The 10,601-nt window shown below is 66.5% G+C and carries 11 protein-coding genes; 6 read left to right on the top strand and 5 right to left on the bottom strand.

Features of this window, described 5'->3' with window-relative positions; translation table 11 throughout:
• Nucleotides 1–71: 71 nt before the first annotated feature.
• Nucleotides 72–1,676, bottom strand: a complete 1,605-nt coding sequence (murJ, locus tag N7367_RS10340) for a murein biosynthesis integral membrane protein MurJ (RefSeq protein ID WP_279942356.1) — start codon at nt 1,674–1,676, stop codon at nt 72–74.
• A 117-nt stretch (nt 1,677–1,793) separates the two neighbouring features.
• Between murJ and rpsT the strand changes: the two genes are divergently transcribed.
• On the top strand, nt 1,794–2,063 hold the full coding sequence (rpsT, locus tag N7367_RS10335; RefSeq protein ID WP_005408560.1) for a 30S ribosomal protein S20: 270 nt from the start codon (nt 1,794–1,796) through the stop codon (nt 2,061–2,063).
• A 189-nt stretch (nt 2,064–2,252) separates the two neighbouring features.
• Here the strand turns inward: rpsT and cgtA are convergent, their stop codons facing one another.
• The 3 genes from cgtA to rplU all read right to left on the bottom strand — a co-directional run bounded on the left by cgtA (nt 2,253) and on the right by rplU (nt 4,074).
• Nucleotides 2,253–3,305, bottom strand: a complete 1,053-nt coding sequence (gene cgtA / locus N7367_RS10330; RefSeq protein WP_065181115.1) for an Obg family GTPase CgtA — start codon at nt 3,303–3,305, stop codon at nt 2,253–2,255.
• A 178-nt stretch (nt 3,306–3,483) separates the two neighbouring features.
• Entirely contained in the window at nt 3,484–3,747 is a 264-nt protein-coding gene (gene rpmA / locus N7367_RS10325; RefSeq protein ID WP_053516127.1) for a 50S ribosomal protein L27, read from the bottom strand.
• A gap of 18 nt (nt 3,748–3,765) precedes the next feature.
• Entirely contained in the window at nt 3,766–4,074 is a 309-nt protein-coding gene (gene rplU, locus N7367_RS10320; RefSeq protein ID WP_006424709.1) for a 50S ribosomal protein L21, read from the bottom strand.
• A gap of 318 nt (nt 4,075–4,392) precedes the next feature.
• On the opposite strand from rplU, the gene uvrA reads away from it, so the two are divergent.
• Together uvrA and N7367_RS10310 are read left to right on the top strand one after the other, a co-directional pair.
• Nucleotides 4,393–7,377, top strand: a complete 2,985-nt coding sequence (gene uvrA / locus N7367_RS10315) for an excinuclease ABC subunit UvrA (RefSeq protein ID WP_053516129.1) — start codon at nt 4,393–4,395, stop codon at nt 7,375–7,377.
• Nucleotides 7,377–7,784, top strand: a complete 408-nt coding sequence (locus tag N7367_RS10310) for a thioesterase family protein (protein WP_279942320.1) — start codon at nt 7,377–7,379, stop codon at nt 7,782–7,784. Before uvrA ends, N7367_RS10310 begins: the two co-directional genes overlap by 1 nt.
• A gap of 105 nt (nt 7,785–7,889) precedes the next feature.
• Here N7367_RS10310 and N7367_RS10305 read toward each other — a convergent pair whose 3' ends face one another.
• Entirely contained in the window at nt 7,890–8,330 is a 441-nt protein-coding gene (locus tag N7367_RS10305) for a copper chaperone PCu(A)C (RefSeq protein ID WP_279942319.1), read from the bottom strand.
• 34 nt (nt 8,331–8,364) lie between these two features.
• On the opposite strand from N7367_RS10305, the gene N7367_RS10300 reads away from it, so the two are divergent.
• From N7367_RS10300 to N7367_RS10290, 3 genes are all read left to right on the top strand, one after another.
• Nucleotides 8,365–9,141 (top strand): enoyl-CoA hydratase/isomerase family protein, encoded by a 777-nt coding sequence (locus N7367_RS10300; protein WP_053516135.1) that lies wholly within the window; start codon nt 8,365–8,367, stop codon nt 9,139–9,141.
• Between the two features lie 99 nt (nt 9,142–9,240).
• Entirely contained in the window at nt 9,241–10,149 is a 909-nt protein-coding gene (gene tesB / locus N7367_RS10295; RefSeq protein ID WP_065174609.1) for an acyl-CoA thioesterase II, read from the top strand.
• Between the two features lie 4 nt (nt 10,150–10,153).
• The coding region (locus N7367_RS10290; protein ID WP_279942318.1) for a pathogenicity-like protein at nt 10,154–10,601 on the top strand (448 nt) is incomplete at its 3' end.

The following is a 10,601-nucleotide window of genomic DNA, read 5'->3' as shown; positions in this document are numbered from 1 at the left end:
TCCCGTTCCGGCCCACCCGGGGCCGCCGCTTCAATGGTGTAACCCTGAAGTATAGCCGCCGCAGGCGACGATCAATGCCCGCGCAGGTCGCGCGGGCGGAAGCCCATGGCCAGCATCGCCAGCAGATAGGTCAGGCCACCGCCCCCCACCAGCAGGATCAGGCCGCCAATCCGGTGCCATTTGTCCATCCCGGTGAAGGTCGGCATCCAGTACAGCAGGGCCAGCAGCACGCCGACCATGCACGCGCAGGCCACCAGCAGCCGCACGAGGTAGCTGCCCCAGCCCGGCAGGCGCTGGTAGACATCGGTCTTGCCCAGCCAGTACCACAGCAGGCCCAGGTTCAGGTAACTGGACAACGCACTGGCAATGCCCAGCGCCAGATGCAGGCCGGGCTGCTTGCCGATGGCCGTCATCACACCCTGCGCCTTCAGCGCGTCCGGCACCATCACCTGATACAGCACGGCCAGCAGGACGAAGTTGAACACCATGTTGGCCACCAGCGCGGCCACGCCGGCACGTACCGGGGTGCGGGTATCCTGGCGGGCATAGAAGGCCGGCAGGACCACCTTCAACAGGGCGAAGGCCGGCAGGCCGAAGCTCAGGCCATACACCGACAGCGCGGTCATGCGGGTGTCGAAGGCGGTGAACTGGCGGTACTGGAACAGCGTGGCGATCAGCGGTTCAGCCAGCAGCACCAGGCCCAGCATGGCCGGCACCGAGATCAGCAGGGTCATGCGCAGGCCCCAGTCGAGCGAGCGCGAGAAGCCCTCGCGGTCGGTGCTGACGTGGTGGCGGGCCAACGCCGGCAGGATCACCGTGCCCAGGGCCACGCCGAACACCCCCAGCGGCAACTCCAGGAAGCGGTCGGCCAGGGACAGCCAGGACTGCGAGCCATCCGTCAGCTTGGCGGCGATCAGGGTGTCCAGCAGCAGGTTGATCTGCGCCACCGAGGAACCGAACAGGGTCGGCACCATCAGGGTCAGCACCTTGCGCACACCCGGGTGGTTCCAGCCCCAGCGCGGCAGGGTCAGCAGATTGATGCCCTTGAGCGAGGGCAGCTGGAACAGCAGCTGCAGGATACCGGCCGCCAGCACGGCCCAGCCCAGCGCCAGGATCTGCTTTTCCGGGGTGCCGCCGAGTTGCGGCGCCAACCACAGCGCGCCGGCGATCATGCACAGGTTGAGGATGACCGGCGTCAGCGCCGGCATCGCGAAGCGCTGGAAGCTGTTCAGCGCCCCGCCGGCCAGCGCGGTGAGCGAGACGAACAACAGGAACGGGAAGGTCAGGCGGAACAGATCGACCAGCAGGGTCTGTTTGACCGGGTCGGTATCAGCACCGCTTGAGAACGCCACCGCCAGCTGGGGCGCAAAGATCAACGCCAGCGCGGTGACCACCAGCAGCGTCCCGCCCAACGTGCCCGCCACGCGTGACATCAGTTCGCGCAGTTCAGCGTGGCTGCGGGTCTCCTTCACCTCGGTGAACACCGGCACGAAGGCGGTGGCGAAGGAGCCTTCAGCGAACAGGCGGCGCAGGAAATTGGGTACCCTGAACGCCACCCAGAACGCATCGGTAACCGCATTGGTGCCGAACGTGGTGGTGATCACCTGGTCCCGGACAAGTCCGAGCACCCGCGAGACCATGGTCATGCTGCTGAACGACAGCAGGCCCCGCAACATCTTCGGTGAACTCACTCAACGTCCCTCTTGACAATCGACTTGACGTACATTTCCCGCGCCATCATACTAGCCAGCTTGCTGTTCCCATAACACCGATTTTTTCAGGAAACCACCACCGTGGCCAATATCAAGTCCGCCAAGAAGCGCGCCAAGCAGACCGTCGTGCGCAACGCGCGCAACGTGGCTCAGCGCTCGATGCTGCGCACCGCTGTCAAGAAAGTGATCAAGGCGCTGGACGCCAACGATGCCGCCGGCGCCGAAGCCGCCTTCGCCGTTGCCCAGCCGATCCTGGATCGCTTCAGCGCGCGTGGCCTGATCCACAAGAACAAGGCTGCTCGCCACAAGAGCCGCCTGAACGACCGCATCAAGGCCCTCAAGGCCGCCTGATCCGGTTGCCGCCGGGGCTGCCGTCCCGGCGACACGCAAAAGCCCGGCTCCGGCCGGGTTTTTTGTTGCCTGCACTCCGGGCCCTGCCCGCTTTCCGTAGAGCCGAGCCCATGCTCGGCTGCTGCCTGCATCGCAACCAACAAAAAACCCGGCCGAAGCCGGGCTTTTCTGGCGGGAGCCACAACGCCCTTACTGCGCGTTGCGGGCCTCCAGCTCCTCTTCCTTCTGCCGATCGAAGAAGGCCATGATCCGGCTCATGATCGGGAAGGTACCTTCGCGCCCCAGGGCGGAAACCAGGAACCAGGGCTCCTTCCAGCCCAGCTCGGCCACGATCTGTTCGGCCGCCGCCTTGGCCTCGTCCTCGAACATCAGGTCAGCCTTGTTCAGCACCAGCCAGCGCGGCTTTTGCAGCAGTTCCGGATCGTGCTTTTCCAGCTCGCGCTCGATCGCGCGCACCTGCTCGACCGGGGAGATGCCTTCCACGCCCCCCTCCATCGGCGAGATGTCCACCAGGTGCAGCAGCAGGCGGGTGCGCTGCAGGTGGCGCAGGAACTGCGCGCCCAGGCCGGCACCGTCGGCCGCACCCTCGATCAGGCCCGGAATATCGGCGATCACGAAGCTGCGGTAGTTCTCGACCTTCACCACGCCCAGATTCGGGTACAGCGTGGTGAACGGGTAGTCGGCCACCTTCGGCGTCGCTGCCGAGACAGCGCGGATCAGGGTGCTCTTGCCGGCATTGGGGAAGCCCAGCAGGCCGACGTCGGCCAGCAGCTTCAGTTCCAGCTTCAGCGTGCGCTCTTCGCCCGGCTCGCCCGGCAGCGCCTGGCGCGGCGAACGGTTGGTCGAGCTCTTGAAGTGCATGTTGCCCAGGCCGCCCCTGCCGCCCTTGGCCACCAGCAGGCGGTCGTTGTGCTGGGTCAGGTCGCCGATGATTTCATCGGTGGCGACGTTGATGACCACGGTGCCGACCGGCACGGTGATGGTCAGATCTTCGCCACCCTTGCCGTAGGCCTGCCGGCCCATGCCGTTCTCGCCGCGCTGCGCCCTGAAGATGCGGTCATGGCGGAAGTCGACCAGGGTGTTCAGGTTTTCGTCGGCGCGGATGTACACGCTGCCGCCCGCACCGCCGTCGCCGCCGTCCGGGCCGCCGAGCGGAATGAACTTCTCGCGACGGAAGCCAATGCAGCCGTTGCCGCCGTTGCCGGCGAACACTTCGATTTCTGCTTCGTCTACCAGTTTCATTGTTTCGATGCCTGCGATGGGCGCGGCCAGCCTGCCGTCGCCTTGAATGTAATGCCTGCCGATGGCGGGCAACCCGGCGCAGCCGGTCTTGCTTTTACTCTAACGAAAAGCCCCGCCGAAGCGGGGCTCTTCATGCAGCATTCCCATGCCGGGGCACGGGTGCCGGCGGATGCCTGGATCAGGCTTCGGCCGAGACGATGCTGACGGTGCGACGCTTCTTCGGACCCTTGACCGAGAACTCCACCTTGCCGTCCACGAGGGCGAACAGGGTGTGGTCACGGCCCAGGCCGACGCCGGAACCCGGGTGGAACTGGGTGCCGCGCTGGCGCACGATGATGTTGCCTGCTTCGATGGCCTGGCCGCCGAAGATCTTGACGCCGAGGTACTTCGGGTTGGAGTCGCGACCGTTGCGCGAGGAGCCTACGCCCTTTTTATGTGCCATGACTGCTTCTCCTGATGCTTAGCCGGCGATGCCGGTGATCTCGATTTCGGTGTAGTACTGACGGTGACCCTGGCGCTTCATGTGGTGCTTGCGGCGACGGAACTTGATGATCCGGACCTTGTCAGCACGACCCTGGGACAGAACCTTGGCGGTGACGGCGGCGCCCTTCAGCGCATCGCCCAGCTTCACGCCATCGCTGTCGCCCAGCATCAGGATGTTGTCGAACTTGATCTCGCTGCCGACTTCGACTTCGAGCTTTTCAACGCGGAGCTTTTCGCCCTGCGCCACGCGGTATTGCTTACCGCCGGTGACCAGTACTGCGTACATGACCAGGCCTTCCTCTGTAGTTATTGTGGTCTGAGCTGCCGCCATCGAGGGCGGACAGGAGCGGAATTGTACGCAGATCAACGGCCGCGGGTCAAGTCAACCCCTGAACGGCCTGGGGGGGACCGGCCGGAACGAGGTCGGATCCCTTTTCACAACGTGAAAAGGGATCTGACCCCCACCTGTCGGCCTGTCTCAGAAGGTGAGACACCGGGCTGGCATTGTCGCCCATTGCCCCCATCTGGTCACCTCGGTAGGCTGACCGATTGCCGTTCCCTGCTGGCCCGGCACCCAGCCAACGCCCCCACAACCGGATTCCCCATGGCGATGGATTTCATCCGCATCCGCGGCGCGCGGACGCACAACCTGAAGAACCTCGACCTCGACCTGCCCCGCGACAAGCTGATCGTGATCACCGGCCTGTCCGGCTCGGGCAAGTCGTCGCTGGCTTTCGACACGATCTACGCCGAAGGCCAGCGTCGCTACGTCGAGTCGCTGTCGGCCTACGCCCGGCAGTTCCTGAGCGTGATGGAGAAGCCGGACCTGGACCACATCGAGGGCCTGTCTCCGGCGATCTCGATCGAGCAGAAGTCGACGTCGCACAACCCGCGCTCGACGGTCGGCACGATCACCGAGATCTACGACTACCTGCGCCTGCTGTATGCCCGCGTCGGCACGCCGCGCTGCCCCGACCACGGCTATCCGCTGGAAGCGCAGACGGTCAGCCAGATGGTCGACCAGGTGCTGACGCTGGACCCGGAACAGCGCTACATGCTGCTGGCCCCGGTGATCCGCGATCGCAAGGGCGAACACGCGCAGGTATTCGACCAGCTGCGCGCACAGGGCTTCGTGCGCGTGCGCGTGGATGGCGAGCTGCATGAGATCGACGCGGTGCCGCCGCTGGCGCTGCGCCAGAAGCACACCATCGAGGCGGTGATCGACCGCTTCCGCCCGCGCGAGGACATCAAGCAGCGCTTGGCCGAGAGCTTCGAGACCGCGCTGAAACTCGGCGACGGCATGGCCTCGGTGCAGAGCCTGGACAACACCGCCAGCGCGCCGACCCTGTTCTCCTCCAAATACTCCTGCCCGGTCTGCGATTACTCGCTGCCGGAGCTGGAACCGCGCCTGTTCTCGTTCAACGCGCCGATGGGCGCCTGCCCCGGTTGTGATGGCCTGGGCATGGCCGAATTCTTCGATCCCTCGCGCGTGGTCGTGCATCCCGAGCTGTCCCTGGCCGCCGGCGCAGTACGTGGCTGGGACCGTCGCAATGCGTACTATTTCCAGCTGATCGCCTCGCTGGCACGTCACTACAAGTTCGACGTCGATGCCGCCTGGAACTCGCTGCCGGCCAAGGTGCAGCAGGCCGTGCTGTATGGCAGCGGCGAGGACGCAATCACGTTCACCTACTTCACCGAAGCCGGCGGCCGCACCCAGCGCAAGCACCGCTTCGAGGGCATCATTCCCAACCTGGAACGCCGCTACAAGGAAACCGAGTCGGCGGCCGTGCAGGAGGAGCTCGGCAAGTACATCAGCGAGCGCGCCTGCCCCGAGTGCAACGGTGCCCGCCTGAACAAGGCTGCGCGCAACGTGTTCGTGGCCGACCGGCCGCTGCCGGACCTGGTGGTGCTGCCGATCGACGAAGCCCTGAAGTTCTTCAGCGAACTGAGCCTGCCGGGCTGGCGTGGCGAGATCGCCTCGAAGATCGTCAAGGAGATCGGCGAACGCCTGGGCTTCCTGGTCGACGTGGGCCTGGACTACCTCACTCTGGAGCGCAAGGCCGATACCCTCTCCGGTGGCGAGGCACAGCGCATCCGCCTGGCCAGCCAGATCGGTGCCGGCCTGGTCGGCGTGATGTACGTGCTCGACGAGCCGTCGATCGGCCTGCACCAGCGCGACAACGAACGCCTGCTGGGCACCCTCACCCGCCTGCGCGACCTCGGCAACACGGTGATCGTGGTCGAGCATGACGAAGATGCGATCCGCCTGGCCGACTACGTGCTGGACATCGGCCCGGGCGCGGGCGTGCACGGTGGCGAGATCGTCGGCCAGGGCACCCTGCAGGACATCCTGGATGCACCCCGTTCGCTGACGGGCCAGTACCTGTCCGGCAAGCGCTCGATCGAGATCCCGGCGCGCCGGCACCGGCCGAATCCGAAGATGACCCTGCATCTGCGCGGCGCCAGCGGCAACAACCTGAAGGGCGTGGACCTGTCGATTCCCTCGGGCCTGCTGACCTGCGTGACCGGCGTGTCCGGCTCGGGCAAGTCGACGCTGATCAATGACACCCTGTTCTCGCTGGCCGCCAACGAGATCAACGGCTCCTCGCACCCGGTCGCCCCGTACAAGGAGATCGATGGCCTGGACCTGTTCGACAAGGTCGTGGACATCGACCAGTCGCCGATCGGCCGCACCCCGCGCTCGAACCCGGCCACCTACACCGGCCTGTTCACCCCGCTGCGCGAGCTGTTCGCACAGGTGCCCGAAGCGCGTGCGCGTGGTTATTCACCGGGTCGTTTCAGCTTCAACGTGCGTGGCGGACGCTGCGAGGCGTGCCAGGGTGATGGCCTGATCAAGGTCGAGATGCACTTCCTGCCGGACGTGTACGTGCCCTGCGATGTCTGCCACGGCAAGCGCTACAACCGCGAAACGCTGGAGATCCTGTACAAGGGCTTCAACATCAACGATGTGCTGGAAATGACCGTCGAAGATGCGCTGAAGCTGTTCGAGCCCGTGCCGTCGATCGCGCGCAAGCTGGAAACGCTGGTGGATGTCGGCCTGAGCTACATCAAGCTGGGGCAGAGCGCGACCACGCTGTCCGGTGGTGAAGCGCAGCGCGTGAAGCTGTCCAAGGAGCTGTCGCGCCGCGATACCGGCCGCACCCTGTACATCCTCGATGAACCGACCACCGGCCTGCACTTCCACGACATCGAAGCGCTGCTGGGCGTGCTGCACAAGCTGCGCGACGAAGGCAACACGGTGGTGGTGATCGAGCACAACCTCGATGTGATCAAGACCGCCGACTGGATCGTCGACCTGGGGCCGGAAGGCGGCCACCGGGGTGGCACCATCCTGGTCACCGGCACGCCGGAAGACGTGGCCGCCTGCCCGCAGTCGTACACCGGGCAGTTCCTGGCACGCATGCTGCCGTCCACCAGTGCGCGCCCGGAGCAGCCGGCCGCCGTGGCCAACAAGCCCGACGCCCGGCCGCCGCGCAAGGTGAAGCCGGAGAAGGTGGCGAAGAAGGCCGTGGCCGCCAAGAGCACCGGCAAGGCCAGCAAGAGCACGACCAAGAAGAAGGACGCCTGATGAGCAGCGAACACAAGATCCTGGCCCGCATCCCGATCAGCGTGCGCTGGCGCGACATGGACAGCATGGGCCATGTGAACAACGCCAAGTACATCTCCTACCTGGAGGAAGCGCGCGTGCGCTGGATGCTGGGCGTGGAAGGCGTGTCGATGACCGACCGCATCGCGCCGGTGGTGGCCGCGACCAACGTCAACTACCGGCTGCCGATCGTGTGGCCCAACGACATCCTGGTCGAACTGTTCGTCGAGCGCCTGGGCAACAGCAGCGTCACCATCGGTCATCGCATCGTCGACCAGCAGGACGAGTCGAAGCTGTACTCCGATGGCAAAGTGGTGGTGGTCTGGATGGATACCCAGACCGGCAAAAGCGCGCCGCTGCCGGACGCGATCCGCAGCGCATCGAGCTGATGCACTGCGGGTGGGTGCCGGCCCTGGTCGGCCCCACCCCGCCGGGCATGGCCCGGCGCTACCGACGCCGGTCCGACCCTGATGCCCGGCGGAACGGACGCTGCATCATGGAGTGGCCTTGCGTACCGTCAGCGTTGCGCTGGCGGTGCCACCGCCCTCCAGCTGCAACTGCAGCGGCACGACCTGCCCTTCCTTCAAAGCTCCCTCGCCTTCCATCAGCATCAGGTGCAGGCCACCGGGCTTGAGCTCGGTGCGCGCCCCGGCTGCAATCGGCAGCCGTTCGACTTCGCGCATCCGGCTGACACCGTCGACCACGGTGGTCTCGTGCAGTGACACGTCGCCGAAGGCCCTGCTGCCCGCGCCCACCACCGTCACCGGCGCTGCGCAGCGGTTCACGATCGTCCCGTAACCCGCCGTCATCGGCATGGCCGGGCTCGGCGGCAGGCGCACCCAGCCCTGCTCCACCGTCACACAGCGTGATTCCGCCGCCGCTGCTGCGGACGCACACAGAAGCAACAGTACGCCAACGAATGGTTTGGTTATCATCGCCCACGTTCCTTCTTCGCAACGAGACCGCAGCATGACGACGCTCATCGAGGTGATCAACCATGGTCCCATCCGCGAACTGCGCCTGGCGCGGCCGCCGGTCAATGCGCTGGACACCGACCTGTGCCGGCAGCTGATCCACGCCGTCGAGCAGGCCATGGCCGACGATGCGCACGGCATCGTGCTGTCCGGCAGCGAGCGCGTGTTCACCGGCGGCATGGACGTGCCACACCTGCTCTCCCACGGCGATGACAAGCACAAGCTGCTGGATACCTGGAATGCCTTCTTCGGCGCGGTACGTACGCTGGCCGAGAGCCGCATCCCGGTGGTCGCCGCGATCACCGGCCACGCCCCTGCCGGCGGTTGCGTGCTCGCCCTGTGCTGCGATTACCGGGTGATGGCGCGCAGCGCCGACCCGGCACGCCCGTATGCCATCGGACTGAACGAGGTGCAGGTCGGCCTGATCGCACCGGAAGGCATCCAGCGCCTGCTGCGCCGTACCGTCGGCGTGCACCGCGCGGGGGTGCTGCTCACCACCGGTGCCCTGGTGCCGGCCGAGCAGGCGCTGCAGATCGGCCTGGTCGACGAACTGGCCGAGGGCGATCTGGTGGTCGCCCGCGCCGTGGCCTGGCTACAGAACCTGCTCAGGCAGCCGCGGCAGCCGATGCTGCTGACCCGCGCCGTGGCCCGCAATGACCTGCACGAAGCGCTGCACCCGGACCTGATCCAGCTGGACCGGTTCGTAGAGGCCTGGTTCGCCCCGGACGCACAGAATGCCCTGCAGGCGCTGGTGGCGCGGCTGGGCAAGTAACGGTCTCCGCGCTCTGGGGTCAGCCCCCTTCTGCAATGCGAAAGGGATCCGACCCCGGACCGGTATAATCAAGGCCTCTTCATTGTTGTGGCCGCCCCCTTGAACGACACGCCCGAACCCGTCGTCTCCGAGCTGATCGACCTGCTCACCCTGGAGCGGCTGGAGGACAACCTGTTCCGCGGACAAAGCCGCGACATCGGCACCAAGTACGTGTTCGGCGGGCAGGTGCTGGGCCAGGCGCTGGCCGCCGCCCAGGCCACGGTCGACAACGGGCGCCATGTGCATTCGCTGCACGCGTATTTCCTGCGGGCCGGCAACATCGACCATCCGATCGTCTATGACGTGGACCGCACCCGCGATGGCGGCAGCTTCTCCGTGCGCCGGGTGACCGCGATCCAGCATGGCAAGGTGATCTTCTTCTGTGCTGCCTCGTTCCAGCAGGCGGAGACCGGTGCCGAGCACCAGCACAAGATGCCCGAAGTGCCGCAACCGGAAGACATCGAGCCGAACCGCCCGTTGCCGGCCGAAGTGCTGGAGCGGCTGCCGATCAAAGTGCAGCGCTGGCTCTCGCGCGGTGGCCCGTTCGAGTTCCGCCACGTCTATCCCCGCGACGAACTGAATCCGCCCAAGCGCCCGCCCTATCACCAGGTCTGGATGCGGTTGAGCGAACCGGTCGGCGATGCCCCCGAGCTGCACCAGGCGCTGCTGGCCTACGCGTCCGACTTCCATCTGCTGGGCACGGCGACCTTCCCGCACGGTATCAGCTACTACCATCCGCACGTGCAGATGGCCTCGCTCGACCACGCGATCTGGTTCCACCGCCCGTTCCGCGCCGACGACTGGCTGCTCTATTCGCTGGACAGCCCCAGTGCGCAGGATTCGCGCGGCCTCGCCCGCGGCCAGTTCTTCACCCGTAATGGCGTGCTGGTGGCCAGCACGGCGCAGGAGGGCCTGATCCGCGTGGTTCCCGACCAGACTGCAGCGGCCGCCGTGCCGGCCAAGGACTGATCCGATGCGTCAGATCTTCAGCAGCCAGCGTGTGGAAACCGTCGAGGGCGTGGCCGAGCTCCTGCGCAGCCATGGCATCGAAGTGAAGGTGACCAATGGTCGCTCGTACAAGACCCGGCGGCGCGGCCAGTTCAGCTATACCGACCTGGGCAATACGCAGGGCTATCCAGCGGTCTGGATCGTGCGCGCCGACGACCAGCCGCGTGCGCGCGACATCCTGCGCGATGCACGCCTGCTCGATACCACCCGCCGCGACCATCCCACGGCCGAGTTCGCGTTCCGCGACACGCCGGATGCCGGCAGCGGCGGGCGCAGCTGGGCCTGGCGGATCCGCATCGCACTGCTGGTGGTGATCGCTGGCGTGGCGCTGGTGATCGGCCTGCGCTACCGCGGTGGCCCGGCCCCCGCAGCACCCGCCCCCGCCCCACAGACGCAACCGCAGCAGCCCGCGC

The organism is Stenotrophomonas sp. GD04145, from assembly GCF_029835135.1.
Taxonomy (GTDB): Bacteria; Pseudomonadota; Gammaproteobacteria; order Xanthomonadales; family Xanthomonadaceae; genus Stenotrophomonas; species Stenotrophomonas maltophilia_P.
Note: the sequence above shows the minus strand (reverse complement) of the source record. Positions and strands in the feature narration are given on the sequence as shown.